Source organism: Desulfosarcina variabilis str. Montpellier (genome assembly GCF_048565275.1).
GTDB lineage: Bacteria > Desulfobacterota > Desulfobacteria > Desulfobacterales > Desulfosarcinaceae > Desulfosarcina > Desulfosarcina variabilis.
The window spans coordinates 1,178,879-1,204,978 of record NZ_CP159846.1; the positions used below are offsets into that span (position 1 = coordinate 1,178,879).

Here is a 26,100-nt window from a genome sequence, read left to right on the forward strand (position 1 = left end):
CCTCTCGGCTGTATTCGATATTAGAAACGTTCCATTGATTTAAGATAATGACGCTATATTTCCGTGGCCTGCGGGAAGGATTCGTTCTGAACCATAAATATAAAGAGAAAAAAATGAGAATTCCTGAAAGCTTTTTTGTGATCTACCAACCCAAATACACGGTTCCTTGTGTTTTTGATCTTAATGAACGCGGCACATTCCCAAATCATCCATCCGTAACCGGAACCTGGGGATTCCGTGTGCTTGCTGACACCGATTTAAAAGCCAGTGTCCAGTTCGCTCATCTGGTTCACCGTCCCGGAAAAGATCCGCAAACTGGAAAAGCCTATGAGTGGATGGTGGAAGAAACGTCGATCGATCTGGATGATCAATTGACTCTGGATTCAGCTGCGGTTGAAAAGAAAATCACGGATTCGGAAATTCGTTCGGCATTGATGGACGCATTTAACGAATGGCATGACAACTTTGTCCCCATGAAGAAAAAAAAGGTGGATATTGAAGAGTTGAAACAAAAGCTCGGCAATGTGGTAGATGAGTGTAAAGAGCGCATTCGTAAGGAACTGGTGCGTAAAAACCAGCATTGGGTTTCTTCCAACATTCCCCGTCGTATCCATGATTTCAAGTATGGGCTGTACAACCACGTCAAGGAAAGGCTTTATCAGGAATACCAGAGCAATGGAGGGGAAGATTCGGAGCCGAACCTATTAAAAAAGATCGCCTTGTTTAATCGCGTGCTGGATAATTTTGATCATGAGGACCTGATGAAACCGGATGGGACTGTCTGGAGAAACGAAGACGAAATATGGCAATGCTGGATCGGATTCGCAGGTTCCGAAGATGAGGCATATCGGATTTGTCGAACAATGGATGCCGTATTTAAAGACCTTGAATTGGATGAGGTCGGTTGAAATGCATAAATTAACAGATAGGTGAAGATAATGAAAAAGGTTGTCATCCTCGGACTGGGTGATGTGCTTCAAGGGGATCGTGGCGCGGCCTGCCGTGTTTTGGAATCCGTGGCCAAGGAGACAGCCGGCAAATCTGTTCATATCTCCTACCTGGGTGGCAACCCCAGTTTTGCTGGCGGATTGATGTACAAAGCGGATTTGGCCATAATTGTCGGTACACTCAGCCTGTCCGGTGTCCCCGGCGGATTGCATGTGTGGAATGGTAGTGTTTTCAAACAGCATGCGGATTGGATTGCCGAAGAAGATCCGGCCGTCTATCGTTTACTTACTGCTTTGGCAAGGGCTGATCTGGCCGACGGCTTTCCCGAAAAGCTGATTTTCATCTGGATCGAGCCCAAGTCGATGCAAGGTTACCAAATTTCTAAGCCGGTCCGTGGGGCGATTGACATGGCTGCCCGAAGAATCCGTAGAGAACTCTTGGTGCTGGGGTGGGAGGAAATGGAACAACAGCAAGAATCGTCAAATGCACCCTTGGCGGTGGCTTGTATGGATTCCTGGTAGGTGACCGCGGCGTCAAATAATGCATTCCATTTTTTAATTTATTGAGAACGCATGACATAAGGAGGTCCCATATATGTGCGAAGCCAATGCATATCTGATCGTTAATGGTAAGGAGCACCTGATCATGGAGGCCGTAGACTTGGTAGAACCAATAGGAAAGAACGAGTGGGTTCTGGTCAGCATGTTCGGAGAGAAAAAGACGGTAAGCGGGCGTATCAAGAGCATGGAGCTTGTGGATCATCGTGTGTTGTTCGAACACTGATGCAGGTGGAATATGGAAACCCAGACCCAGCAAAAAATGGTCAAACGGGCCGCCCCGCGCAGCCCCACCGAAACGGCCATTACCTGCCGGCCCTACGTTAGCCACCGTACGGTGCAAACAGCAGATGGTGTCATGCGCAATTTTTCGAGTTATGGATCCTATGTGGAAACCTCTGGTCAGTATAAATCCGGAACCATTCTGATTGTGCGGATGCTCCGGTATCCATCGGTGATTTCCACGATGCAATGCGATAGTCAACCACGCACCATTTGTCTGGCGGAAGTAAAATGGTGCCGTAAGTTGATAGAGGGAAATAGTAATCGTCGGTATGGCATGGGATTGAAGTATCTGGACTGATGGCCTTTTACAGGAGGGAACGCAAAATGATCGTAAACATGGCCCTCAAGCGAATTGCAGATTTTCACGGACACCTGTGCCCGGATCTCGTTATCGGCGGCAAGTTGTGCGAGTACATTCAGCAGACGCTGCCAACCGACGAGCCGGCCAATGGTATTTCAACGATTATCGCTGAAAACTGCACGTCCGCCTTGGATGCGATTCAGGTTATTCTTGGCACGACCATGGGCAACCAGCGCTTGAAAGTCATGGATCTTGGCAAACACAGTTATACCATTATCCCAAAATCGATTTCTAATAGCTTCCGGTTGGTGCTGAACAATCAGGAATATAAAGATGAAGACGCTTTCAAGCACTTGTCGCAGAAAGTGCTGAAGAATACCATTTTGATGGATGAAGTGGTGAACCTGCAAATGATGATTGATGAGCGAGTGAAATATTTGCTCAAGCAGCCGCCGGAAAGCCTTTTCAAAACCGAGATGATTGAGCGGGAACAAGAACTGCCGGAAGTACCCAGCATTTTTCTGACCTGCTGCCAATGTAACGAACAGGTGCTTAGCAGCCATGCCGTTGAGTACGGAAATCAGATCTATTGCTTATCATGTTTGCGACTCATGAAATCCGGGAATCAGTGTTATCGACTACAATGAGAACTTGATTCGTTGAACAATGCGAAAAGGAGTCGGAAAATGAAAGAAAAAAGAAAGTGGATTATCGTCTGGTGCATGGTCTGTCTGGTCTTTTCGGTCACGCATACATGGGCTGGCATAGATTCACTGCGAAGCGAAACTGCAAAAGCACTGAAGCAGGCCATGGCCAAATTGCAATATCCGAAGGACACTGAAAATCTGGTATGTTTGACCAATGCAGGCTACGCCTTGGTCCAAGGTGAAGGCACCCGGGGGTTTTGCAAAACGGTTCGTGATATTTGCGGTGTTTCGGCGGATACCGGCACGATCCTGTGCGTGCACACGGACCTGGACGCTCCCTTGTATTTTGCCCTGGCCCACAAAACCAGCCCTGATACCCTGCCTCTGGTACTCATTTCTCAAACGGGCGACACCTTTGATGTTTCCGGGCCCATAGACGTCTACGTAAAGAAAGGCAAATCCTTCGAGGAATTCAAATCCCTTGGCCGACGTGCCTTTTCCGTGGTGAGTATTGTAAACGGCTGGGCCAATGATTTCCCGGAAGATCTGATTCAGGGCGCATTGTATCATGACCATTTATGCGGTGGTGTGTCCACGGGGTTTTTGACGGTAAGTTACATTAAAAAACACCTGCCACTGTCGGAAAACCAGCGCTATACCTACATTGGTGCACCCGCATGGTGCCAGGACGATTACATCGTAACAGCCATGAATCTGACACCGGGTAAAAGAGGTTATCTTTCCATGCAGTTTCAATGGGATGACGTTTGGAAAACCGCAAAAAAGGAATATGCCGGTATGGGGGGGCTGGTGATCCGCTACGATGAAAAAGCGCAAAAAGGTGATGCAACACTGCTTAAATTTGACTGGCGTCGTGATGATTTACTCAAGTTTATCAATGATCCGGAGTTTGATTTAAAGGACAGAAGCAACCCCCTGATGCATGTTTACTTTTCACGATTTTTTTTGGCGAACAAAGCACATCCCGAGAAATTTCTTTCCGTGATGGCCAGAAAAGCGATTAACAATAAGGCTGATTTGGCCCGTTTGGTGGCCATGGGTGCAAACCCACTTGAGGAGATGCTGGGGAAACGGGTTGCCCAACCTTGAATGGCAAAAAATGAAGACCTTGATTATCTGTTTTTCTCAGACCGGCAATACCTGGAAAATTGCTGAGTTAAAATAAAAAAGGAAGCGACAGTGGAACTGAAAAGTGCACAATTTAAAATGTTTCTGCCAATTCCCGTTACCCTGATTACGACCGTAAATTCGCAAGGTGTCTATAACGGCGCGCCATACAGTTGCGTAATGCCTGTGCTTGGGCCGTTGAATCTTATTTCGATTGCATCCGCATTGCCGCGCGACACTCTGAAAAACATTCGTGAAACCAATGAATTCGTGGTCAACGTGATCGGAAAGCCGGAGTTTCGCAAAGCCATGTCCTGCGCCAAGACCTACCCGCCTGATGTGAACGAGATGAAAGAAGTCGGCCTTGAAACCATATCGTCCAAGAAGGTTGCGCCACCTCGGATTGTGGATGCTGTGGGATGGATCGAAGCGGTGGTGGAAAAAGAAGTTGTCGGCGAAAATTATTCGGTCATTATCGGGCGGGTCTTGTGTTCGGAAGTTAGTGACATTTACTGGGAGAAAGGAAGACTCACAGAGGATCCACTAATCTTACTCGCTCCTCACTTCAGAACATTAGGCGATAGAATCGCCAAGGGTGAGGAGTTTATCGATCATTCGACCCACCCGGAGATGAAACCCTCCTGAACCTGCCCTCGGAAAGGTGTTTGGAATGAACAAACTTGAATTAATTGATAAATTGCGAATGTCTACCAGCATTGCCAAACCCCAGGCTAAAAAGGTGGTAGACGTTTTTTTTAACTCGATGACCAATGCGCTTGCTGAAGGGGAACGGGTCGAGATCCGGGGCTTGTGCACTTTCTTCCCAAAAAGTTATCCAAGCTATGTTGGCAGAAATCCGAAAACAGGCCAACGTGTGACCATTAAGCCGAAGAAACTGCCATTTTTCAAATCCGGTAAAGCGCTTAGAGACCGGATCAATGAAGAATAAGGTTTTACAAGTCATCCTTGAAATGCATCCATGGTTGATTGACAGCTTTGTTAAATGTGCATAATTTGCACTCATTAAAACAACAGACGGAAAATAGGAGGTTAGTATATGAAGAAAAAGATGACAATTTTCTGTTTGCTTGTTTGTTGCCTTGGCATCATCGCCGGCTGCTCGCCAATTTATGGTGTCAAATACGACTACAACCGGCAGATAGACTTCAGCATGTACAATACGGATGACTGGATGCCAGCACCCGATAAAGCCGTCATCAATGATCTCGTTATCGATCGAATAAAAAAGGCCGTTGATTCAGAACTCAGTGCCAAAGGCCTGAAGAAAACCTCACAAGACCCGGACTTCCTGATTGCCGAGCATATTGGCAAAAAGGATAAAAACGAGGCTGATCGCTGGGGCTATGGCTACTATGGTCCGATACTGGTTTATCGAGGTGGATTCTGGGGGGTGGATGATGTTTCAGCTTACCATTATGAAGAAGGCGTGCTTATTCTGGATTTTATCGATGCCGGAACGAAAAAGCTGTTTTGGCGGGGGATCGCCAAGGCGCATGTACAAAATATCGACACGCCGGAGAAAAGCGAGAAGCTGATTAATGAAGCGGTTAAAAAAATCCTGGAGAAATATCCACCGCCTATAAAATAGCAGGCAGGCATCACAAGCTTCCAAAATCCTGGAATCTGAGAATGCTCTAAAATATCTTCAGATCAGATTGGCCTTGAGCAAGTATCCATCGGAGTCATCCGCCCAATATTCGATTTCGAAGCCGCATTGCTCAATCATCGTTTGCATGGTTTGCGGCGGCGGCATCAAATCGTTTGCCACGGCTGAACCGGCCCTGCTGTGCATTTTCTTGATCTCGGCAGAGGAAATAAAATTTGAGATTACTATCCGTCCCCCTGGTTTGAGCATGTTGCTGATTTTGGTGAGGGCGTTTTCCTGATCCTCAAAATGTGGAAAAACCTGATGACAAATCACCACGTCAAAATAATTTTCAAACCCGATTATTTCTTCTACTGGACCCAAATGGATTTCCACCTTTTCATAATCCGAAAGGTTAATGCGGGCATGGGCAACCATGCGCGGGCTGATGTCCACTGCCACAATATACCCGAGCCGGCCGACTTCCGCCACAAGCCGTTCGGTCAACCTTCCGGTACCGCAACCCGGTTCCAGCACCCTTAAGCCTGCCAGTGGACCGGTCACGGCAAATAATCGATCGAACTTTTTCATTTCATCGGGGCCAGAATTCTTGACGGCCCAAGCCTCTCTGGCTTGGGCATCAAAAAAAGCCGCTTTTATGGCATAAGGATCATTTTTTTGTCGTAACATATCTTAGTATTCAAACCGGGTCGGAGGAATTAAAAAAGCCACGTCGGCCGCCTGGTAATCAATGGGTTGGCCTTCATGGCTTTCTTGGAAATGGTATGAACGAGAGTAATGCTGTTTGGCAACTATAGAGTGAAAATGCCATTTTCATAATGGCAAGACATCTTCTTTTTAGAGGAAAACAAATTGGCTGTAAAGACTTTTTTAGATAACTGCATCAGTCAACAAACGGCACCACTCGGCCGATGGGTCCATAGTCAGCCTTCATCTTTTCGTATACCGGCCTGCCGACCAGTTCGCTGTAAATTTCATCTGCCTTATGTTCCGGATCGATGTCCTTAAAGCAGTCTGGGTAGAGGATTTTTCCCATGGCATATGCATCCGTCAATGCCGTATCGATATTGGTGGTGTACCAGTTGAAAGGGTGCAGGACGTAAAACCGATGGTTGGCAAAAGCGGTCAATGCTTTGTAGAATTCTGGTTTTTTCGCCGCATCGGCGGCAACTAATTCTATCCCACCGCCATCGATGAAAATGAATGGTGGATCGAGTTTGAGCAGCATTTCTCTTGCCATGACAACATGACTGCCCGCACGGGTTGCGATCCGCTGGGCCAGATTTTCGGCATGAATCCATTCCAGCGGTGGATAGTGGTGTTGGGTGCTTTCGATGCCTTGTACTTTTCTAAAGCCGATTCCGCCGACATAAGCTTTCGGGCATTTTTTCTCAGCAGTACTCATGGTCCGCCGGGAAAGGTCTGCGCGCCAGGTCTCGATCGAATGGATCACGGCCTCGGCCCGGTCTATCCGGTCCAAAATGGTTCCGGCAATGCGCATGGCATCGTAGACCACCTCGTCGAAAGTGGAAAAATCGCCGTAGCTTAGGACTACCACCGGTACGTTCAACAAGGCCTCGACATCATTGGCCAAAGCCGCATCCATATAGGTAACGAAGATGACCTGGGGCGACAGTTTCAGCACTGTTTCCAGGTCAGGCTTCTGGTTGATCGACGCAACCCCTCCAGGACCACAGGTGGGAAGTTTCGACAGCTCCGGATGGGCCAGCCAGTAAGGTCGGCCGCCGGGATAGTTTTTTTCTAAATTCTCGACACCAACAACTTTATTTTCAGCTTGAAGATAGACGATCAACCGCAGTGTTCCAGGACCAAGGCATATGATGCGTTGCGGATTTGCGGAAAGGCTTACCTGTCGTCCAGCCATATCGGTGATAGTCATGGATTGGGCGATGGTCGTAACAGAGCCGGATAAGAGCATGATCAAAACGATCCACAGTGACCTTTTTCCTCTCATTTTAATATCCTTGATTAATGGAAGATAATGTTTTTCATGCAAGACTCAGCCAATAAAAAAGGCCACAACTCCGCAGGGGGCAACCCTGCAGCCTTCGTGGCCTTACTCACATTCAAATATTATCTATACCGCCAAGGTCTCATTGTCAATGGATAAACAAGCCTGCTGCAGGGCGGGCATGGTTGGGTCGATCATCATCCCCATGTTGCGGCCATGGAGCGCACCTGCAAGAAAGGCAGCATTGTGGGGCGGTTTGAACGTAGGGTAACCCGACAATAGGCGGTAATTCCGATTGTTGGGTATAGTTCCACAACCCAACATACAATCCAAGCCTCAAACAAACCTCGATTTGTAGGAGCTGGCCATGCCTGCGACCAACCGCAACCGCAATCTATTCTCGTGTCGCGGCCATGGACCGCTCCTAAAAGTAAACTGGGTAGCTATGCCGTCGTTTGGAAAAGAGATTGACAATCAGAGATCCAAAAGCTATTGAAACTATATCTTCAATAGCCGGTTAGAAAATTGGCGAATCAAATCCTTTGTTAAAATCTATAATCTCGTAAGACGAGCCACGAAGGCCTTGACCCGCTCTTGGTAAGACAGGGAAGGGGCATGGCCTCTTTCTCTTTTTCAAGTCGCGAAAAAAAACTTTTCGAGCACGGCGCCTTGGGCGCCGATGGAACAGGCATATGATAACCAGCCATCAAAACGATCCCTATTGGGCTAAAGCAGCCTTTTTTGATGCCCAGGTTCAGGCGGATTGGGCTGCCGAGACCTATGGCCCGGATGAAAAAGAAAAACTGGAACAGCTATTTGCCGCCACCGGACCCCTTACCGGGTTAAGGCTGCTGGAACCCGGATGCGGCACCGGTCGGCTAACCGAGGTGCTGGCCGAGAAAGTCGGTCCCAGCGGCCGAGTGGTGGCCATGGACATCAGTCCACGCATGGTGGCGGCAGCACTTCAGCGTCTGGTCCGGTTTGCCAATGTGGATCTTCATCTTGGCTCAGTGGAGGCAATGGCTAAGCGATTGGGCGTATTTGATCAAATTATCTGTCACCAGGTGTTTCCCCACTTTGTTGACCGGGCTGCGGCCTTGGAAATCCTCGTGCGTTTGCTCAAACCCGGTGGTCGGTTAATTATTTCCCATTTTATACCCGTTGCCGAAATCAACGATGTTCACCGCAAGGCAGGCACTGCTGTTGAAAATGATCTGATGCCGCCTTCAGATATCATGAGATCCTGGTGTAGGCGTTTCCGGCTGACCATCGAGCAATACAAGGATGATGCGAATGGATATCTGTTGAGTGCCAATTTCAATGGATGAACTCTACTCCACAGAGTGAATTGTTCTCCATGTTAAATTTAGAATGCACAAAAAAAAATGTCCGTTGTTTATGCCCCCGATGCGGTGCATTCCACAAGGTGCAAATGCTATGGACCGGCCGAGGAATACCTCGTAAATACTGCCCATTGTGCAGACCCGTAATTGCCGTCTATGATGATACGGTCTGCCATGATGCACCCAACCCCTATTCCCCAGCCCAGAATAAAAAAACAGGTCAGCAGTAGAGCCTTTATTGAAGAATTAGTTCCCATCGATTAGTTCTCTCACCTCACCAACAGTGGTAGGTTTGTTCGTTGGCTTGTTGTGTCTACGTTTAAGCCAAAAAATATCCCAGCCTTTGATTGAAAAATTGTTTTTAATCGAAGGTGGCGAATCAATCGTTTCCCAGATCCCTTTAATCTTATAATCTATATTTTTTACATTGTTCCGTTGAATATCAAAATTAAAATTCATATCATAAAAAAAGTAATTTTCTTTTATCTTTTTTATACTGGCGTCTAATTCCCATGAAGGTCCAAAAAGTCCGGAAGATCTCATTGTCGCTACCTTTATTCCATGATTTTTTCCCTTTATTACAACATTATTCATAGAGGAAGTCGCTAAAGGCCTATTAGGGAACGCCTGTTCCAGTAATGAATAAACCACTTGAAACATAAGAACCGGGCGATCAAGATAGTCAATCCAGTGACGTTTATCAATTTTATGACCTTTTGTCTTTGTTAGCATCGCAGCCCCGAATATTAAAAGGATAGAGACTGAATAATCTCGGCCTTCGACTTCTGAAGAAACATCGATTCGCGCTTCTTTGTTATTGGTGAATTTGAATAGGTAGTTGTCTATCTTTTTGGCTTTAGGAACGTTAATTTCAAATTTTACTATATTTGCTTTTGCCCATTTGGATGTAGCAGCGCAAATTTCTTTATCAGTATTGTAGGCGTTGACTTGGCCTAATGAAATAAAAAGAAAATAGGTTAAGGGCAGGGCTGTTAGAAACTTTTTTGGGTGGGTAAGTTACATTTTCCAAATCCTTCGTATAATGTAAGCTTTTACCTTTAGGTTAAAATCCTAGTGTTGCATGTTGAACAATATTACGGGATGTAACTATGTCGGGGAGTCCATCATTTTGTATGACTGAGTTCAGTATTTACTGATTGAATGATTTCTTTCAGTTCATCTGCAATTTCTACTGGTTGTTCGTCGATTTGTTCAATACAAATTTTTAAGACTCTCTCATGCTGTTTAGAATTTGAAATAAGAGACCATTTAGCTGCAGCTGCTATCTTTAAAAGTTTTCGATGTAGTCGTATATCAAACAAAGACAAGGCCGTTATAATTCTTGCTACAGGTTGTGAACTACCCGTGGCCATAAAATTCCCCCATAGTGTATCTAACACCCACGGTCCCTGCTCAAGTGGAATTTGAGTAATTGAACATGGAAAACATTTTGACAAGATACAATCTTTGTAGGTTTGTTTAAGGACATTGTCTCGGTCAAATATTGAAAATACTTTCTGTTTTGCATCAGGTAGTTCTGAATACCAGACACCCATAATCAATATTCTCTTATGTTTGACCGGAAGGTCGGATAAAACCTCAATCCAGGATTCCGCTTTATCGGGGTTGTTTTTTAATACGCCGGCAAGAAAGCCCGCAAAGGGTGGTATATCGCTATCTTTATTGATTTCTCCACTCTGGCTCATGTATATGAAAGCCTCTGGAATTTTAACAGGTTCTGGGTCGTTGTAATAGTATGTCACCCATTTCGCGACTTCTTCAACTGATAGGAATGATATGATTTCTTTGTTTAGGGTGGTAGTATTAAAAGTAGCTGTATTTTTACTATGTTTTGGGATATCATGATAGTAGGCCATCCACTTCGAGACTTCTTCGACTGATTGGAATGAGGCGATACCATCATCACTGAATATAATAAGCAAGATGAGACTTAATAAGAAATGCATAAGTACTCCTCAAAGATAAAAGCATCTTTCATGATAAATCAGAAAAGGCAGACAAATGTCAACCTTTCATTCTATTATTGGGCCAGGGATGCTTATTTTCTTGTTGGAATTGCAGGTTGTCAACACTATGACGGAGAAATTGAAAAGTGTTTGACAATTCCGGGTTCAATCGCTATTGAGATTATACTCTAAAGCGCCGGTTAGAAAATCGGCAAACCATTGTTACAATCAATGATTCCACAACATGAGCCACGAAGGCCTTGAATCGTTTCTATAGCATTCAAGATAATGTTTTTGGTCTGCGTTATCGGTCGAGAGCGGTATTGATTACAGCTTCCTCCCTATAGCCTTGCGAAAAACATTATCTTAAAAACCAACTATGGAAGAGACAGGGGGTGTGGCTTGTTGTCTCTCCACGTTAGATCTTAAAAAATATTCGTATAGTCAAAAGGTTATATGGGGAACGATGTGATTAAAACCATTGCTTCGTTGAAGCTACTTTCCATTGGAGTGCAAACCGGATGACTGGAAAGCCATATGATTTCAATAGAAAAGCCCTTTCACAGCTGCCTCACATGGCTGCTGAGCCGCTTTATGGTCCTTGGGAACAGGTGGTGCGTGGCTACAAGCAATTCTGCGCCATGGCTGCAGCCGTTCGATTGAGGATCTTCGATCATCTGGTTGAATTGCGACAACCGATGGATCTGGCGGATCAATTAAATGCCGATCCGAAGATGATCACGGATCTCTGCGATTTGTTGGCGGATATGGAATTATTGGTTCGTTATCAGGACGGGTTTTTAGTGTCGGCGCTTAGTCGAACCTATCTGTGCAGTGATTCAGCCTGGTTCCAGGAAGAAGTGATAAAAAATATCTTCTCGGGATTTGGTCTATGGCAGCAATTGGATCGGATCTGCATCGAGGGGCCGGTAAAGGTCGACGAGGCCGATTTTTTTGAAAATAATCTTATCGACAGCCTGGCTTCTGAAATCCTGACCGGTGAGCTTCAGCAGACCGTGGCGGCGGTCACCCGTCAACCGGAGTTTGCAGCGGCGCAGAGAATGCTTGATCTTGGCGGGGGGCATGGATTGTATGCCATGGCGCTTGCAGCCCAAAAACAGGATCTCGAGGCCATCGTCTATGATTTCAATCCGGTTGAAAAGGATTTCAAACGCTATAAAGAAAAGTTTAAGGCCAATGGCGTGCGATTTGTTGCGGGGAATTTATTTGCCGATGATTTAGGAAATGGTTTTGATCTGGTGCTTTTCTCCTACAATCCCGGCGGGAAGAATGAACGCATCCTCGAGAAAATTCACCAATGCCTCAACCCAGGCGGGCTGTTTGTCACCAAACATGCCTTATACAGGGAAGCGGAAGCGGCAAAAAGTACACTGCTCGACATCGAATGGCAGCTTACTGCTTTTCGCGGCGTGGCAAAGGGCCGCAATGTGTATGCCTTTGAGCAGGATCTGAGCGAGGAGGCCTATATGGAACGGCTGCAGCAGGATTTTGAAATCATCGAAACCATTGATGCAAAGGAATTCGCCACACCGCCGCTGGCAAAATTCGGCGACCGGTTGGACTCAATAATCATTATTAGCCGTAAGCGGTGACAGCAAGGTCAGTCGCTTTTTATATAAGATAGCAGAGAACAATCCGTTATTGTTTTTGATATCTGAATCACTTGTGGGAAGGTTGTGGATCATGAAAATCATGTGGATGAGGTTGATCTTACATGTTCATGATTTCAGGAAAAAAACATGGAGAATGAGGCATGGAAACATGTAAACAATGCAAAAAGCGTCTTCAAGATAAAGAGAAGCAGGTACTCCATGGAAAGGTATTATGCGATGATTGTTATATCGATGCGGTTATGCCGAAAATGCCCAAGGCGCACTATGATAATGATGCAGAATTTATGAACAGACTAAAAGATTCCTATTCGGTTCGAAAACAACAGTTCCATTGATATCCGCTATTGACAGTCAAACCTGTTCAGTTTAATTAATTGATCGGTCGGCCAATTAATTAATTTCAACGGGTCGATCTTGAAAGGACTGTTCAATGGCACCAAAGCAACAAAGGGACCCCGAAGCTACGCGTGCCGCCCTTTTGGAGGCTGCGGAAACGCTTTTTCTGGAAAAAGGCTTCGGCAATACCTCACTCAGTGAAATTGGCCGACAGGCGGGGATCACCAAAAGCCTGATTCATCACTATTTCGGCTCAAAAGAAGGGCTTTGGCGGGAAGTTAAAACACGCCGGTTCATGCAATATGCCCAAGAGCAGATGAATATGATCAACGGGGCGGAGCCGACGGCAGAGCTGCTGAAAGAGTCGATTACGCTGTATTTCAATTTTCTGCATCGCAACCCGCAAATTGTAAAGATGTTGGCCTGGATGTTTCTGGAGCAGGACCAGAATGAATGTTTGGATATGGATCGCGAGCTGATCCATTCGGGGGTCGAGAAAGTCAGGGCTTCCCAGGGTGAAGGGCAGCTGCGTGACGATATTGATGCGCGTTTTATTCTTTTTGTTTTTATCGGGCTTTGCGAGCATTGGTTCCACAATAAGGATCATTTCCTGAACAGTTTCGGTCTTGACGATATCCCTGGAAATTTAGACCAGGCGTACCTTGAGGCAATAACCAAAATTTTTTTCGAGGGTGTTCGTCCAGCGTCTTAAAAAAAAGCGACCTGTGCAGTTAGCTTTTAGCCGTTAGCAATTTTTTTTTGAATAAAGCGACTAAAGTAGGTTTTTTCACTGGTTTATGGATTCAATACGCTAAAAATGTAATATTTCCGTAATTTTTTTTAGGCTAACAGCTAACAGCTAAATGCTAATGGCTAATGGCACAGCTTGAAAAAAAGGACATAGTAGTCTAGTGTCCATCCGGAAATAGCCAAATTAACATCACTTGGTGTGGGTTCAGAAACAGAGTTAATTGTGATTATTAGTTGATCGGTCGACCAATTAATTGGGCGGCGATAGGAGCGTTTAAGCGCGGGAGGGGCCATGCAAAAGGTCAGACGATATATCAATTTCATTGTTGGATTTTCCTTGTTGGGCGTTGCCGTTGGTCTATGGGCCATGCCGACCGACCCTGATTCCACCGCTTCTGGACAACAATTGCGTGATAACAACCTGCGCGTTGTTCTTGATTCAGTTCAGAGGATCAACGGTCAACGCAGTGTGCGTTTTGCGGGAACCACTCAGGCCAAAGATCGGGCGGTTTTGTCTTTTGCCGTCCCTGCGCGGGTGGCGGCGCGTGATGTTGAATCCGGCTCCAGGGTTCATGCCGGTGATGTGCTGGCCCGCCTGGATGATCGGGAATACCGCAATGCCCGCAAACTGGCTCAGGCGTCGCTCAACGAACTCATAGCCAATTGGCAACAGGCCCGCCGTGACCGGCGGCGCATCAAAAAGCTCACCACCGAACAGGTCGCCACGGTCGCGGATCTTGAAAAAGCCACAACGCAGGAAGATGCCTTGCAAGCGTCCGTCCAGGCGGCCGAGGCCCGTCTTGCAGAAGCGGATCGGCTGTTGCAGGAGACGGTGCTAAAAGCCCCCTTTGACGGTACCGTAACCGATCTTAACATCCAAGCCGGTGAATGGGCGGTGCCGGGGCAACCGGCTGTGGAGCTGACCGGCGACGGTCCGGTGGAACTGGTGGTGGAAGTACCCGAATCCGTGGTTTTTCATATGGAGCCCGGACAACAGGTGATAGTGGTGCTGCCGTTTGAAGACAACCGCAAGGTCTCCGGACGAATCGTTACCGTGGCCAAGGCAGCCATTTCCGCGGGCCGGCTGTTTCCGGTCAAGGCCCTGCTGGATGAGACTCAACCCGCTGTGCGGGCCGGCATGACGGCTCAATTGCTGGTCGACCTGCCCATGGAAAATGCCTTGACTGTGCCCCTTGCCGCGGTCGTCAATCCGGGCGCCAGCCGGCCTTTTCTTTTCACTTACAAGGATGGTCAGATCACGAAAAAAAAGGTCCGTGTGGATCGCATTGTCGGGGATCGGGTTGTGGTCAACGGTGCGCTGGTGGAAGGCGAGAAAGTGGTGATTTCCGGTCAGAGTCAGCTATCTGATGGTGATGGGGTGGAGGTGGCCCTGTGAGCATCATGGCGTGGATTTTAGGCAACCGGCGCTTGGTTTTGACCGCGGCCTTGTTGCTCTCGGCCACCGGCGCAATTCTCTGGATGACCATGGTACGTCAGGAAGATCCCCGTCTGCCGGATTTCTGGGGTCAGGTGGTGGCGCCCTATCCGGGTGCGGATGCGCTGACCGTGGAGCGGCTGGTGCTTGAGCCCATCGAAGATGCCCTGGCAGAGGTCAGTGAAATCAAATCCGTCGAAGCCACGGCTTTTGAAGAGGTGGCCGTGATGCAGATCGAACTGCGCGACGGGATCAGGGATTTCAATGCTGCCTGGGATGAGGTCCGCGAGGCGTTGGAAGACGCCCGCCAGGAGTTTCCCGCAGGTGCCGGCCAACCGGTCCTGGACGAAAACCTGGTGGACCAGGATGCCGTTGTGCTGGCGATCACCGGTAGTGCCGACAACCAGCGCCTTCTGGCTGGTGCGCGCAAAATTAAAGACCATTTGCAGAGCATGCCCACAGTCAAACGCGCCCATCTGATTGCCGATCCAGGCGAACAGGTCACCATCGCCTTGAATGATGCCGCGGCCCGCCGTTTGGGCCTGACCACCCAGCAGATTGTCAATCAGCTTAGTGCCCGAAACGCCATCTTGTCGGGCGGCTCGCTATTGCTGGCGGGAAAATCCGTGCGCTTGCGGCCGTTATCCGAATTCGCCTCGGTCGAGGAAATAGCCCGGACCACACTGACCCTGGCAGACGGCGGATCGGTTCCGCTCAAAGAGGTGGCCAGCATCCGCCTGGGGCCCACCGAACCGGTCGAGGCCCGCATGCGTCTCAACAAACAGATGGCTGTCGGCATTGCCGTGGTACCGCGTGAAGCGATCAACCTGGTCACTTTTGGCCGGGACGTGAAGGATGAGATCGACTTTCTGTCCCGTGAGATCGCCCCCTTGAAGATCCAGGTGGTCACCTTCCAGCCGGACCGTACCCATGCCCGACTGAACGAGTTGAATTTGTCGCTGCTGTTCGGTGTTCTGATCGTGGCCGGAATTCTGATTATGGTGATGGGCATGCGTTTGGGGCTGGTTGTCGCCTCGGTGGTGCCGCTGGTCACCATGTCCAGTGTGACGATTTTTGCCTGGGGCGGGGGGGTGTTGCACCAGATATCCATTGCCGCCCTGGTGCTGGCGCTGGGCATGCTGGTGGATAACGCCATTGTAATGGCTGAAAATGTTCAATGGCGCCTGGAGCGAAAAGAAACTTCTCGTCAGGCTGCCTTGGGCGCCGTGGGAGAATTGCGTACCCCATTGCTGGCCGCGACTTTGACCACCATGGCGGCATTCGTGCCCATGTTGATCGCCTCAGGGCCCACGGCTGATTTCACGCGCAGCATTCCCGTGATCATCATGCTGACGCTTCTCGTCAGCTACCTGTATGCCCTGGCTGTAACGCCGACCCTGTCGCAACTGTTTTTAAAACCCGGAGATTCGCGGAACCTCAAGTGGCTGGAACAGATCGGCCGCAATCTTGCCGGTTTCGCCGTGCGTCATGCCGCCCTGGTGCTGGTGCTTGCCGGCGGACTGCTGGTGGCTTCCGTGTTGCTGGCCAAGAATATCCAGCAGCAGTTTTTCCCGTCTGCAGACCGTAATCAGGTACTGGTGGATGTTAAATTGGCCGAAGGCGCGCATCTGGATGCCACGGACATCATCGTGCGCCAGGTTGAGAAGACGCTTCTGGATCGGCCGGAAGTGACTCAGGTGGCCAGTTTCATCGGTCGCAGTGCGCCTAAATTTTATTATAACGTGCCGAATGTTCCTTTCAGCCCCCATTTTGCCCAGTTGATTGTCGAGACCCGCAGCGTGGCCGATACGATATCCGTCATCGCTTATATCCGCGAGAAATTGCAGCCCAATCTTCCCCTGGCCGAGTTGGTGACCCGCAAACTGGAGCAGGGGCCGCCGGTTCAGGCACCCGTGGAAATACGCCTGCGATCCCATGCTTTGGATGACCTCAATCAGGCGGCCGCCCTCATGAGCACCGCCATCAAAGCGATTCCCGGTACGCTCGATGTGCGTCATGATATGAGTCCGGGAGCGCCGACCTTACGTTTTCGCATCGACGATGCCGTGGCGGCCCGCTACGGCATTTCCCGAGTAGACATCGCCCGTGCCATATACGGTCGCACCCGAGGGCAATCGATTGGTGAGCTTTATACCGGTGAAGATCCCATTCCCGTGCTGGTTCGATCGGAAGCAGGAGAAACCATGGCGGTGTCCGAGCTGGAGGCGGTCGATGTGCCCACGTCCGATGGCCGCATGATTCCCCTGGGCCAGGTGGCGCACGTCGAACCGGTATGGCAGCCGGCGGCCATTAAACACCGCAATGGACAACGATTGACGACCGTCTCGGCTCAATTGCAGGAGGGTGCCAGTTTTTCTCAGGTGCTGCCGGTGCTCAAGGCGAAACTGGCAATCCTGAAACTGCCCGAAAGTGTTAAGGTAGACTTTGGCGGTGATGCCGAAGGCTCGGGTGAGGCCAACAGCGCGATCATGCGTAATCTGCCCATCGGTATTTTACTTCTGCTGGGGGTCCTTTTGGCCGAGTTCAACTCCTTTCGCCGGGTGATGATTATCCTGACCACGGTTCCCCTGGCCGCCGCCGGGGTCGTGCCTGGACTGCTGATCGGCAATCAGCCCTTTGGGTTCATGTCGCTATTAGGAGTGATCGCCCTGGTCGGAATTGTGGTCAACAACGCCATCGTGCTGCTGGAGGTGGTTGAAAACCGCCGAACAGATGGCGCGGACGTGCCCACGGCGCTTGAAGAGGCCGTGGCCCGGCGCATCCGCCCCATTTTGCTGACCACGGCCACCACGGTTGCCGGGCTGCTGCCGCTGGCCGTGTCGTCTTCCACCCTGTGGCCGCCACTGGCATCGGCCATGATTTCCGGCCTGATCTCATCCACGCTGTTGACCCTGGTGGTGGTGCCGGCGTTGTACCGGGTGCTTCTGCATTCTGCAAATACCTCACCCTGCATACGACAGCATATGATTCAGCCGCCGGGCCTTGGTGCGAAGATACTTTAGATTGTCCGCCTGCGGGCGAATTTCATGGGGAACGCGTTCAACAATATCGATTCCCAGATTCGACAGCGACTCGACCTTGTGAGGGTTGTTGGTCATCAAACGCAGGCGCGTGATGCCAAGATCTCTTAAAATGGCCGCTGCCTGGTTGTAGGTACGATCGTCGGCCGGAAAGCCCAGTTTGAGATTGGCGTCAACCGTATCATGCCCCTGATCCTGAAGTGCATAAGCGCGAATTTTATTGGCCAGCCCGATACCCCGTCCTTCCTGTTTCAGGTAAATCAAAACTCCGCGTTGTTCTTCTGAAATACGCCGTAGCGCCAATTCTAATTGTTTTCCACAATCGCACCGGTGGGATCCAAAAAGATCGCCGGTCAAACAGGCGGAATGCATACGTACCAGGGGCGGCTGGCCGCTTAGGTCTCCCATGGTCAGCACCAGATGATCGTTGTTGAATTGCAGGTCACGGTAGGCAATCGTGGAAAATTCTCCATAGTCGGTGGGCAGTACTGATTCGCCTCCCCGGACAATGCCGGCGTTCAGGGGGGATTGTTTTTCTCCATAGGGAATGATCTTCTGCCGGTATTCCACCAATGCTTCCACGGAAACAATCTTGATACCGTGCTCGCGACCGAATACAGCCAGCTCAGGTAGCCGGGCCATGGAGCCGTCGGCGGACATGATTTCGCAGATCACGCCGGACGGTGTCAACCCGGCCAGACGCGCCAGATCCACGCTGGCCTCGGTTTGGCCGCCTCGGACCAGTACTCCGCCGGGCTGGGCGCGCAAAGGGAAAATATGGCCGGGCATCACCAGGTCATCCGGCCGGCTGTTGGGATCGGCCAGCACCTGGATCGTTCGGGCACGGTCAAAGGCGGAAATCCCAGTGGTAACGCCCTCCCGAGCCTCTACCGATATGGTGAATCCGGTGCCAAATCCGGATTTGTTGCGGCTGGGCGGGACCATCATCGGCAGTTCGAGCCGGTCGACCATGCGGTGGTCCATGGATACGCAGATCAACCCCCTGGCATGCTGGGTCATGAAATTAATCGACTCAGGGGTTGCAAATTGAGAAGCAATAACCAGATCGCCTTCATTTTCGCGATCTTCATCATCCACGATAATAACGAATTTTCCGGCTTTGAGATCTTCAACGGCTTGGTTCACACTGCACAGGCACATATGCTCTCCTTCATCAGTAGATCAAATAGATAGTATCGAGAGAGTATTCGTGCACGCAACGGTAACTGCCGTTTAGAGCCTCATAGAGAAAAGGCAGAGCAGCCCTTTATTGTCTCCTAAACTGGGCGATTGCCGAGCTTGCCGCATATACAGGGCAGATGTCTTTGCGCTATAGTCGCCTATGCGGGAAGACATCTAACGCCGTAGATGCGGTGAGATCGGCAACCCCGCCAGGGGTTCAAATTTTGGGAGGTAATAATGACCTGTCGTATTACCCTGTTTGCCCATTTTCATGTATGCCAAAATTTGAGTCGCCCAGTTTAGGTGTCCATAAACAAAAACACCCCTGCAAATAAATGCAGGGGTGTGTGCTGTCATGGAAAACAATAAACAGAATCAATGGTAATCCGCACTACGCTAATGCACCAAAAAAACCGGTAGCACCAAGCTAGTGCATGGTTCAATAACCATCGACCGTTAATCGCAGCACCGAATTTTCTCCCATCCGGACTATACCGTCGGCTTCGGCTTTGCACCGAATCAGCGTTGTCGCCAATCACTTTACGTCTTCGTGGCAACGCAGCTCGCGGGCTCATGCATTATTTGCACTTACCGCCGGTCGGGAATTGGTCGGGCCTTATCCAGCCTGACCTCACCACACCCCGAAAATTTGGTTGCTAAATTTTCTCCTTTGGTAATAGCCTTAAGAATAAATGTCAAGACAAAAAAATACTACCGGTCTGATCGACCATAATTTTATGACTATGATTTATCTATATTCTCAAAAGCCAATCGCTTCATACTATCTGTGGAATGCGCCGGCATACATAAGGCAAAGTAAAAAACTTGACATACAAAGCAGCAGTATGACACATAGCCAGCCTAAGCAGGTGTCAGAAGACGCGCGGTGATGAGTTTCTCATCAACAAATTCTCTATCAGTCACACAATCAGAAAACAAATGCCGCTGGGTTTGGCGGTATGCAATAAATCAAGGCCATGAAGGTCTCTATCTCTGCAAAGAGAGGGATCCCTTATGGCCTTTTTCATTTATATGGAAATGCTGAAAAAGGTGCCCGGCGCCTATTATGGTGACTGGAACCAGGGCGTTGTCTCAGGAACCATTTCATTGCGGGGTTTCGATGCGAATCACGATGCTCCTTTAACCTTGATTGTAGACGGCATTCCGCACAATTTTGGCTACGGCAAGATGGATATCCAGCCTTTCTTCCCGCTGGAAATTGATCGTATTGAGGTTGTCAAGGGAACCAGTGACCCACGGTATGGGCTGCTCAATATTGCCGGAAACGTCAATCTGCATACCAAACAAGGCGGCAACTTTTCCGATACACGCCTTTTGGCAGGCAGTTACAGTACCTATGACGCAGGGTTGGCGGCCGGTCACGATGATGGCAATTTCAGTCAGAGCTACTTTGCCGGTTACCGGCAGACCGATGGATATCGAGAACATTCGGACCTGAAAAAGGGCGCTGCATCGGGAAAATGGTTTTACACCACCAATGACCAGAAGCTTTCCATTGGGGCCATTGCCCGCTTTTTCGGCATGGACGCCAATGCACCGGGCTACCTGAGCAAGGCCGAGGCGGACACGGATCCCCAGCAGGCCGCTGCATTCGCCTTTTCAGACGGCGGGGAACAGGAAAACCAGCACATCAGCGGCCACGTGGATTACGCCTTTACGGATCGGCTGACGTGGTCCGTTAAGTCCTATTATCAGCATCTGGAACGTACTCGCTGGTGTCGGTGGAGCCTCGGCGGCGACCAGCAGGAGCGTGTCAACGATGATGACCAGTATGGCGCCATTTCCACACTGACCTATGAAATAAGCGATGGCTTCATTCCCCGTTTGAAATTTGATTGGGGGGTCGACTATCAGCATCAGGATAATCTGACACAGCGGTGGAAGACCGATAACCGGGTCCATGACGGAAACCCAACTCGTGATTGGGACTCATCCTATCATTACTGGGGAAGTTATGTGCAGGCCGATGGCGATGTTACCGAATGGCTGCGCCTGATTGCAGCAATGCGCGTTGATACTTTTGATGGAGACATGACCAGCCGGGTGTACGATGACGAGGCCGGAACCATCAGCACCTTGACCACCGATATGGTCGATATGGATTATATCTGGCAACCCAAGGCAGGGATTATTATCGCGCCATGGGACGGCTATAATCTTTACGGAAATTACGGCCGTACCTTTCAAACACCAGCATCACCGACACTTTACGGCCAGAATTCAAGTGGCAGTGCGATTTCCAGCGATATTGACTACTCAAAAAACGATGGATGGGAACTGGGCCTCAAGGCGTCGCCCTATAACTGGGTGTCTGCACGCGTCGATTATTGGCAGATGATCGCCACCGATGAGGTCAGGGAAAAAAATGATGGCTCAGGCGATTACATCAACGCTGGTGAAACGACCCGTAAAGGGTGGGATTTCTCGCTGAGCGTTCGTCCCCATGATTGGATATCGCTTTGGGGCTCTTACTCCGTGATCGATGCCAAGTACACGGATCCCGGTCCGGGATTGGAAAGTCGGAAGGATAACGACATCGAGAATATTCCCGAGTTTGCATCAAAGGCGGGAATCGATTTTTCCCATCCCATCGGTCTTTATTCAAACCTTTGGGTTGAAATTCAGGGGGATTACGAAATTGATCCGGACAACATCAGAGAACGTGATGGCGCCTATACGGTCTGGAACTGGTCGTTGGGATACAAATGGGAAACGGCGACATTAGGGTTCGAAATAAAGAACCTTTTTGATGAATCTTACTACAGTTTCATCTGGGATAGTGACCAGGGATTCAATCCTGGTGATGAAAGAAGTTATTACGTCTGGGTTTCATTGAATTACTGATTCATTTCAACGTTAAGGAGAAAGAAAATGCGTGTATTTTCGAGTAAAATGGGTTCGGGTGTGATGGGCGGCCTTTGTCTTTTTGTTTTTTGTTTGTCAATGATACCCGCAGTGTATGCCCATGAATTGTGGATAAATGCCGAAGCGCCTAAAAACGGATTGTTCAGAGCGGATATCGGTTACGGCCATGCCTTTCCCAAACCGGAGCCTATCGCCGCCGACAGAGTTCATATTTTCGAGCCACTTCAATTGGTTACTCCCGATGGGGTGACGACCCTTGAGCAGTCTGGAGAAAATTACGCCTACCAGAAAAAAGGGAACCTGAAAAAGGGCAGCTATATGGTTATCGGCTTTTACAAACCCACATTCTGGTCCAACGGCCCTGATGGATGGGCTCAGACCGACCGTACCCAGCGTCCCGATGCGGTCTATGTGGAGGAAGCAATCATGTGTGCCAAGACGATCGTCAATGTTCAAGGCGGTACGGACGACAACCTGATTACCAAGCCGGTCGGGCAGCGGCTCGAGATCGTTCCCATGATCAACCCCGCCAAGGTAAAGGCCGAAGAAAAATTTCCCATGCAGGTGCTGTGTGACGGCAAGCCGGCCAAGGCCGTAAACATCGTGGCAACCTTTGCCGGCTTTTCCGACAAGAATTACAACGCATTTCAAGGACAAACCGATCTGAAAGGTCATGTCGACTTTATCCCGCTGAAAGACGGCTACTGGGTCGTCAAAGCAAAACATGCTTTTGAGCATCCGGACAAAGCCAAAGCCGATGAGGTTGTGCTGATGTCAACGTTTACCTTCCAGATAAACGGATAGATACAACGCTGCGTAAGAAAGAAATAAAAATGCCTGAACGAAAGCCTTTTTGGGGAAACAGATGTGTGCTGATTGCTTTGATGATCATTTTTATGCTCACAGCAGCGTCAGCTTCTGCAAAACCGGAAATATTAACTTATTCCTGGCCTGGTAATGTCGGCCCGCTGAACCCGCATCTTTACTCACCGAACCAGATGTTTGCCCAGGCCATGGTTTATGAGCCGCTGGTTCGTTATATGGGGAAGGGAAAAGTAGCGCCGTGGTTGGCCGAGTCCTGGGATATTTCTTCTGATCAGCTCACATATACGTTTCATCTGAGAAAGAACGTTGTCTTTTCCGACGGTACGCCTTTTGATGCACGGGCGGTCAAACTCAATTTTGATGCGATTCTTGCAAATGCCGAGCGACATGCCTGGTTGGGGCTGATTTCTTTGATCCAAGGTATCCAGGTGGTTGATGATTATACGATTGCCGTAGTACTGAAGGAACCGTACTATGCCATACTCCAGGATTTAACGCTGGTCCGGCCTTTCCGTTTCCTGTCTCCGAAGGCTTTCCCTGCCGGTGGAAATACTGCCAAGGGATTGACGGCTGCGATTGGAACGGGTCCATGGAAACTGGTCGAGTCAAAGCTGGGAGAGCATGACTTTTTTGAGCGAAACGAGAAGTACTGGGGACGACAGCCGCTGCTGCAAGGCATCGATGTTAAGGTAATTTCCGATCCCAATACTCGCGCCGTAGCTTTGGAGACCGGTGAGATTGATCTGATTTATGGAGATGATCAGATCAGTCCGGATCTGTTTCAACGGTTTCGTGGCAACCCGGCCTTTACGTCAGGGCGCTCAGCCCCGTTGGCGACACGAGCGGTGGCTGTAAACAGCAACCGCGGCGCAACAAAGGAAATCGAGGTTCGCCAGGCAATTTTGCATGCCGTCAACAAGGATGCCATCATCAAAGGCATTTTTTGGGAAACGGAAGAAAAAGCGGATACATTGCTTCATCCTGACAATCCATACTGTGATTTGGCCCTGCCACCGTATTCATACAACCCGCAAAAGGCAAATGCGATTCTTGATCGGGCCGGCTGGAAACGTCCGACCAACAGCCAGTATCGGAGTAAAAATGGGCAAAGGCTGATTGTGGAATTCCTTTATGTCGGCAATCATTCCATCGAAAAATCCATGGCCGAGGTGATTCAATCCGATCTGTTGAAGATCGGAATCCAGGTGCAGTTGAAGGGACTTGAAGAGGATATGTTTATTAATGAGCAAAAAACGGGTGGCTTTCATTTAACGTTCAATAACACTTGGGGACCTCCTTATGAACCTCATGCGTACTTGGGTTCCATGCGTAAGCCTTCCCATGCCGATTACCAGGCTCAAGCAGGTTTAACAATGAAAAGCGATATCGATGATGCAATCTCCAAAGTACTCAAATCTGTGGATGAAGAGCGCAGAATCGAACTTTATCGATATATTTTAAACACGCTTCACGATCAGGCGATTTACCTGCCGATAAGCTATGCTTGCGGGGTTTTTATTCATGGCTCAGGGCTAAAGAATGTTACCTATGGAACCACTAAAAATGAGATCCCGTTTGAGACCATAAGCAAACCTTAAACTGCGTCCTGCAGTTGATTTGGATTACTTTATGAAACGTCCTATTCTCGCCACCATTAAGGCGATGGCTATTTTATCATTAATCTTTTGGGCAACGGATGGAAGTGACCTTTCGGTCGGCAATGTCTGGGCATTGTCCAAAACGCTCAATTACTCGTGGATGTGCAATGTCGGCCCGCTCAATCCGCATGACTATTCGCCAAACCAGATGTTTGCCCAGGCCATGGTTTACGATCCATTGGTCAAGTACGGTGGCAATGGTGAGATTTTGCCGTGTCTGGCCGAAAGCTGGGATATTTCACCCGATGGGCGGGAATATTTGTTTCATCTCAGAAAAGATGTTTTTTTTTCGGATGGGACACCGTTCAACGCCGGTGTTATCAAGAAAAACCATGATGCCATTTTCAAAAATACAAAAGCGCATAGCTGGCTTGGTCTGATTCACCAATTAAAGGATACGGTTGTTGTCGACGACCATACCGTCAAACTGGTGTTGAAGACGCCTTATTATCCGGTACTTGAGGACCTGACACTGGTCCGGCCATTTCGCTACCTGAGTCCAGCTGCCTTTCCTGAAAGTGGCAACACTTCTGACGGAATCGTCGACCCCATCGGTACCGGGCCTTGGAAGCTGGTTGAATCCAAATTGGGCGAGTATGAGATCTTTGATCGAAACGAACGGTACTGGGGACCAAAGCCGGATATCGACAGGATTGTTGTTAAGATTATCTCCGATCCAAACACAAGAGCTGTGGCGTTCGAAACCGGAGATATCGATCTCATCTATGGCGATGACCAAGTCAATCTGGACACCTTTGATCGGTTGCGCGCCAATCGCCGCTATACCACTAAAATGTCCGCTCCCCTCTCCACGCGGGCCATCGCTCTAAATAGCAATCGCGGCCCCACCCGGGACATTGCGGTGCGTCGCGCCATTTTGCACGCCGTCAACAAAGATGCCATCGTCAAGGGTATTTTTCTCAACACGGAGCTTAAAGCAGATTCTATTTTTTCTTCCCAGGTGCCTTATTGTGATCTAAAGCTTGTGCCATACGCCTATGATCCGAAGACGGCGGATGCCATTTTAACCGCTGCCGGATGGACGAAGACTATGAATTCCCCATTCAGAAAAAAGAGCGGCAAGCTGTTGAGCGTTGATCTTTGCTTTGTCGGCAACAACATCATCGAAAAATCCATCGCCGAGGTGGTGCAGGCCGACCTGCGCAAAATCGGCATATGGGTCAGGCTGAACGGCGTGGAAGAGGATATGTACTATCACAAACGCAAAGAAGGCGATTTTGACCTGATCTTCAACGATACCTGGGGACCGCCTTATGAGCCCCATGCCTATTGCAGCGCCATGTGCTCGTCCTCAATTGCCGATTATCAGGCCCAGGCTGGTTTGCTGATGAAAAAGGACATCGATGCCAAGATCCGCCGTGCGATTGTCAGTGTCGATAAGAACGAGCGCCGTGATTTATTTCACGATGTCATCACCACGCTGCATGATCAGGCCGTTTATCTGGCCATCAGTCATACGACCGGGCTGCTGGCCCATGGTCCGCATTTGTCCGGTGTGGTCTATGGCCCAACGAAATATGAAATACCGTTTGAGAAAATAAATATTCAATAGGCAAA

At 49.2% G+C, this 26,100-nt stretch carries 24 protein-coding genes and 1 riboswitch; of the genes, 19 read left to right on the forward strand and 5 right to left on the reverse strand.

Annotation, left to right across the window (positions count from 1 at the left end; all coding sequences use genetic code 11):
• Window positions 1-113: 113 nt before the first annotated feature.
• The 9 genes from Dvar_RS05205 (at window position 114) to Dvar_RS05245 (ending at window position 5,475) form a co-directional block, all read left to right on the forward strand.
• Window positions 114-908, forward strand: a complete 795-nt coding sequence (locus tag Dvar_RS05205; protein WP_419660642.1) for a hypothetical protein — start codon at window positions 114-116, stop codon at window positions 906-908.
• A 30-nt stretch (window positions 909-938) separates the two neighbouring features.
• Complete coding sequence (locus tag Dvar_RS05210; RefSeq protein ID WP_419660643.1) at window positions 939-1,469, forward strand: hypothetical protein; 531 nt, start codon at window positions 939-941, stop codon at window positions 1,467-1,469.
• A 73-nt stretch (window positions 1,470-1,542) separates the two neighbouring features.
• Window positions 1,543-1,731: a CooT family nickel-binding protein gene (locus Dvar_RS05215; RefSeq protein ID WP_419660644.1), complete on the forward strand. Its 189-nt coding sequence runs from the start codon at window positions 1,543-1,545 to the stop codon at window positions 1,729-1,731.
• A gap of 12 nt (window positions 1,732-1,743) precedes the next feature.
• Complete coding sequence (locus Dvar_RS05220) at window positions 1,744-2,088, forward strand: hypothetical protein (protein ID WP_419660645.1); 345 nt, start codon at window positions 1,744-1,746, stop codon at window positions 2,086-2,088.
• A gap of 26 nt (window positions 2,089-2,114) precedes the next feature.
• Window positions 2,115-2,738: an FmdE family protein gene (locus Dvar_RS05225; protein ID WP_419660646.1), complete on the forward strand. Its 624-nt coding sequence runs from the start codon at window positions 2,115-2,117 to the stop codon at window positions 2,736-2,738.
• Between the two features lie 39 nt (window positions 2,739-2,777).
• Complete coding sequence (locus Dvar_RS05230) at window positions 2,778-3,848, forward strand: FmdE family protein (protein ID WP_419660647.1); 1,071 nt, start codon at window positions 2,778-2,780, stop codon at window positions 3,846-3,848.
• A 90-nt stretch (window positions 3,849-3,938) separates the two neighbouring features.
• On the forward strand, window positions 3,939-4,511 hold the full coding sequence (locus Dvar_RS05235) for a flavin reductase family protein (protein WP_419660648.1): 573 nt from the start codon (window positions 3,939-3,941) through the stop codon (window positions 4,509-4,511).
• A gap of 25 nt (window positions 4,512-4,536) precedes the next feature.
• Complete coding sequence (locus Dvar_RS05240; protein WP_419660649.1) at window positions 4,537-4,815, forward strand: HU family DNA-binding protein; 279 nt, start codon at window positions 4,537-4,539, stop codon at window positions 4,813-4,815.
• 108 nt (window positions 4,816-4,923) lie between these two features.
• Window positions 4,924-5,475, forward strand: a complete 552-nt coding sequence (locus tag Dvar_RS05245; RefSeq protein WP_419660650.1) for a DUF4136 domain-containing protein — start codon at window positions 4,924-4,926, stop codon at window positions 5,473-5,475.
• Between the two features lie 57 nt (window positions 5,476-5,532).
• Here Dvar_RS05245 and Dvar_RS05250 read toward each other — a convergent pair whose 3' ends face one another.
• Window positions 5,533-6,162 (reverse strand): class I SAM-dependent methyltransferase, encoded by a 630-nt coding sequence (locus tag Dvar_RS05250; protein WP_419660651.1) that lies wholly within the window; start codon window positions 6,160-6,162, stop codon window positions 5,533-5,535.
• A gap of 214 nt (window positions 6,163-6,376) precedes the next feature.
• On the reverse strand, window positions 6,377-7,468 hold the full coding sequence (locus tag Dvar_RS05255) for an ABC transporter substrate-binding protein (RefSeq protein WP_419660652.1): 1,092 nt from the start codon (window positions 7,466-7,468) through the stop codon (window positions 6,377-6,379).
• A gap of 689 nt (window positions 7,469-8,157) precedes the next feature.
• On the opposite strand from Dvar_RS05255, the gene Dvar_RS05260 reads away from it, so the two are divergent.
• Window positions 8,158-8,793, forward strand: coding sequence for a class I SAM-dependent methyltransferase (locus tag Dvar_RS05260; protein ID WP_419660653.1), 636 nt, complete (start codon window positions 8,158-8,160; stop codon window positions 8,791-8,793).
• Window positions 8,794-9,054: 261 nt separating this feature from the next.
• Here Dvar_RS05260 and Dvar_RS05265 read toward each other — a convergent pair whose 3' ends face one another.
• Together Dvar_RS05265 and Dvar_RS05270 are read right to left on the reverse strand one after the other, a co-directional pair.
• Window positions 9,055-9,540: a hypothetical protein gene (locus Dvar_RS05265; protein ID WP_419660654.1), complete on the reverse strand. Its 486-nt coding sequence runs from the start codon at window positions 9,538-9,540 to the stop codon at window positions 9,055-9,057.
• A 392-nt stretch (window positions 9,541-9,932) separates the two neighbouring features.
• Window positions 9,933-10,775, reverse strand: a complete 843-nt coding sequence (locus Dvar_RS05270) for a hypothetical protein (protein WP_419660655.1) — start codon at window positions 10,773-10,775, stop codon at window positions 9,933-9,935.
• Between the two features lie 521 nt (window positions 10,776-11,296).
• Here Dvar_RS05270 and Dvar_RS05275 point away from each other — a divergent pair.
• From Dvar_RS05275 to Dvar_RS05295, 5 genes are all read left to right on the forward strand, one after another.
• Entirely contained in the window at window positions 11,297-12,388 is a 1,092-nt protein-coding gene (locus tag Dvar_RS05275; protein WP_419660656.1) for a class I SAM-dependent methyltransferase, read from the forward strand.
• 161 nt (window positions 12,389-12,549) lie between these two features.
• Complete coding sequence (locus Dvar_RS05280; RefSeq protein WP_419660657.1) at window positions 12,550-12,744, forward strand: hypothetical protein; 195 nt, start codon at window positions 12,550-12,552, stop codon at window positions 12,742-12,744.
• A gap of 95 nt (window positions 12,745-12,839) precedes the next feature.
• The gene (locus Dvar_RS05285; protein WP_419660658.1) at window positions 12,840-13,457 is read left to right on the forward strand and encodes a TetR/AcrR family transcriptional regulator; all 618 of its coding nucleotides are present in this window, start codon (window positions 12,840-12,842) and stop codon (window positions 13,455-13,457) included.
• 330 nt (window positions 13,458-13,787) lie between these two features.
• A complete protein-coding gene (locus tag Dvar_RS05290; RefSeq protein ID WP_419660659.1) occupies window positions 13,788-14,891 on the forward strand; it encodes an efflux RND transporter periplasmic adaptor subunit in 1,104 nt (367 codons plus the stop codon).
• 5 nt (window positions 14,892-14,896) lie between these two features.
• Window positions 14,897-17,953 (forward strand): efflux RND transporter permease subunit, encoded by a 3,057-nt coding sequence (locus Dvar_RS05295; protein WP_419660660.1) that lies wholly within the window; start codon window positions 14,897-14,899, stop codon window positions 17,951-17,953.
• On the opposite strand, the gene ribB is transcribed toward Dvar_RS05295, so the two are convergent.
• Complete coding sequence (ribB, locus tag Dvar_RS05300; protein ID WP_419660661.1) at window positions 17,894-19,132, reverse strand: 3,4-dihydroxy-2-butanone-4-phosphate synthase; 1,239 nt, start codon at window positions 19,130-19,132, stop codon at window positions 17,894-17,896. The two genes, Dvar_RS05295 and ribB, sit on opposite strands and share 60 nt — an antisense overlap.
• 489 nt (window positions 19,133-19,621) lie before the next feature.
• Window positions 19,622-19,806, reverse strand: a riboswitch (FMN riboswitch).
• A 361-nt stretch (window positions 19,807-20,167) separates the two neighbouring features.
• On the opposite strand from ribB, the gene Dvar_RS05305 reads away from it, so the two are divergent.
• From Dvar_RS05305 to nikA (Dvar_RS05320), 4 genes are read left to right on the forward strand one after another with little or no spacing between them, the layout of a single operon-like run.
• Window positions 20,168-22,018, forward strand: a complete 1,851-nt coding sequence (locus tag Dvar_RS05305) for a TonB-dependent receptor (protein WP_419660662.1) — start codon at window positions 20,168-20,170, stop codon at window positions 22,016-22,018.
• 27 nt (window positions 22,019-22,045) lie between these two features.
• Complete coding sequence (locus Dvar_RS05310; RefSeq protein WP_419660663.1) at window positions 22,046-22,843, forward strand: DUF4198 domain-containing protein; 798 nt, start codon at window positions 22,046-22,048, stop codon at window positions 22,841-22,843.
• Between the two features lie 29 nt (window positions 22,844-22,872).
• Entirely contained in the window at window positions 22,873-24,462 is a 1,590-nt protein-coding gene (nikA, locus tag Dvar_RS05315) for a nickel ABC transporter substrate-binding protein (RefSeq protein ID WP_419660664.1), read from the forward strand.
• A 31-nt stretch (window positions 24,463-24,493) separates the two neighbouring features.
• Window positions 24,494-26,095, forward strand: coding sequence for a nickel ABC transporter substrate-binding protein (gene nikA, locus Dvar_RS05320; protein ID WP_419660665.1), 1,602 nt, complete (start codon window positions 24,494-24,496; stop codon window positions 26,093-26,095).
• Window positions 26,096-26,100 lie beyond the last annotated feature (5 nt).

Excerpts from the sequence above, each read along its gene's own strand:
- Dvar_RS05205 (WP_419660642.1), top strand. The coding sequence starts at position 114 with ATGAGAATTCCTGAAAGCTTTTTTGTGATCTACCAACCCAAATACACG.
- Dvar_RS05210 (WP_419660643.1), top strand. The coding sequence starts at position 939 with ATGAAAAAGGTTGTCATCCTCGGACTGGGTGATGTGCTTCAAGGGGAT.
- Dvar_RS05215 (WP_419660644.1), top strand. The coding sequence starts at position 1,543 with ATGTGCGAAGCCAATGCATATCTGATCGTTAATGGTAAGGAGCACCTG.
- Dvar_RS05220 (WP_419660645.1), top strand. The coding sequence starts at position 1,744 with ATGGAAACCCAGACCCAGCAAAAAATGGTCAAACGGGCCGCCCCGCGC.
- Dvar_RS05225 (WP_419660646.1), top strand. The coding sequence starts at position 2,115 with ATGATCGTAAACATGGCCCTCAAGCGAATTGCAGATTTTCACGGACAC.
- Dvar_RS05230 (WP_419660647.1), top strand. The coding sequence starts at position 2,778 with ATGAAAGAAAAAAGAAAGTGGATTATCGTCTGGTGCATGGTCTGTCTG.
- Dvar_RS05240 (WP_419660649.1), top strand. The coding sequence starts at position 4,537 with ATGAACAAACTTGAATTAATTGATAAATTGCGAATGTCTACCAGCATT.
- Dvar_RS05245 (WP_419660650.1), top strand. The coding sequence starts at position 4,924 with ATGAAGAAAAAGATGACAATTTTCTGTTTGCTTGTTTGTTGCCTTGGC.
- Dvar_RS05250 (WP_419660651.1), bottom strand. The coding sequence starts at position 6,162 with ATGTTACGACAAAAAAATGATCCTTATGCCATAAAAGCGGCTTTTTTT.
- Dvar_RS05255 (WP_419660652.1), bottom strand. The coding sequence starts at position 7,468 with ATGAGAGGAAAAAGGTCACTGTGGATCGTTTTGATCATGCTCTTATCC.
- Dvar_RS05260 (WP_419660653.1), top strand. The coding sequence starts at position 8,158 with ATGATAACCAGCCATCAAAACGATCCCTATTGGGCTAAAGCAGCCTTT.
- Dvar_RS05265 (WP_419660654.1), bottom strand. The coding sequence starts at position 9,540 with ATGCTAACAAAGACAAAAGGTCATAAAATTGATAAACGTCACTGGATT.
- Dvar_RS05270 (WP_419660655.1), bottom strand. The coding sequence starts at position 10,775 with ATGCATTTCTTATTAAGTCTCATCTTGCTTATTATATTCAGTGATGAT.
- Dvar_RS05275 (WP_419660656.1), top strand. The coding sequence starts at position 11,297 with ATGACTGGAAAGCCATATGATTTCAATAGAAAAGCCCTTTCACAGCTG.
- Dvar_RS05280 (WP_419660657.1), top strand. The coding sequence starts at position 12,550 with ATGGAAACATGTAAACAATGCAAAAAGCGTCTTCAAGATAAAGAGAAG.
- Dvar_RS05285 (WP_419660658.1), top strand. The coding sequence starts at position 12,840 with ATGGCACCAAAGCAACAAAGGGACCCCGAAGCTACGCGTGCCGCCCTT.
- Dvar_RS05290 (WP_419660659.1), top strand. The coding sequence starts at position 13,788 with ATGCAAAAGGTCAGACGATATATCAATTTCATTGTTGGATTTTCCTTG.
- Dvar_RS05295 (WP_419660660.1), top strand. The coding sequence starts at position 14,897 with ATGGCGTGGATTTTAGGCAACCGGCGCTTGGTTTTGACCGCGGCCTTG.
- ribB (WP_419660661.1), bottom strand. The coding sequence starts at position 19,132 with ATGTGCCTGTGCAGTGTGAACCAAGCCGTTGAAGATCTCAAAGCCGGA.
- Dvar_RS05305 (WP_419660662.1), top strand. The coding sequence starts at position 20,168 with ATGGCCTTTTTCATTTATATGGAAATGCTGAAAAAGGTGCCCGGCGCC.
- Dvar_RS05310 (WP_419660663.1), top strand. The coding sequence starts at position 22,046 with ATGCGTGTATTTTCGAGTAAAATGGGTTCGGGTGTGATGGGCGGCCTT.
- nikA (WP_419660664.1), top strand. The coding sequence starts at position 22,873 with ATGCCTGAACGAAAGCCTTTTTGGGGAAACAGATGTGTGCTGATTGCT.
- nikA (WP_419660665.1), top strand. The coding sequence starts at position 24,494 with ATGAAACGTCCTATTCTCGCCACCATTAAGGCGATGGCTATTTTATCA.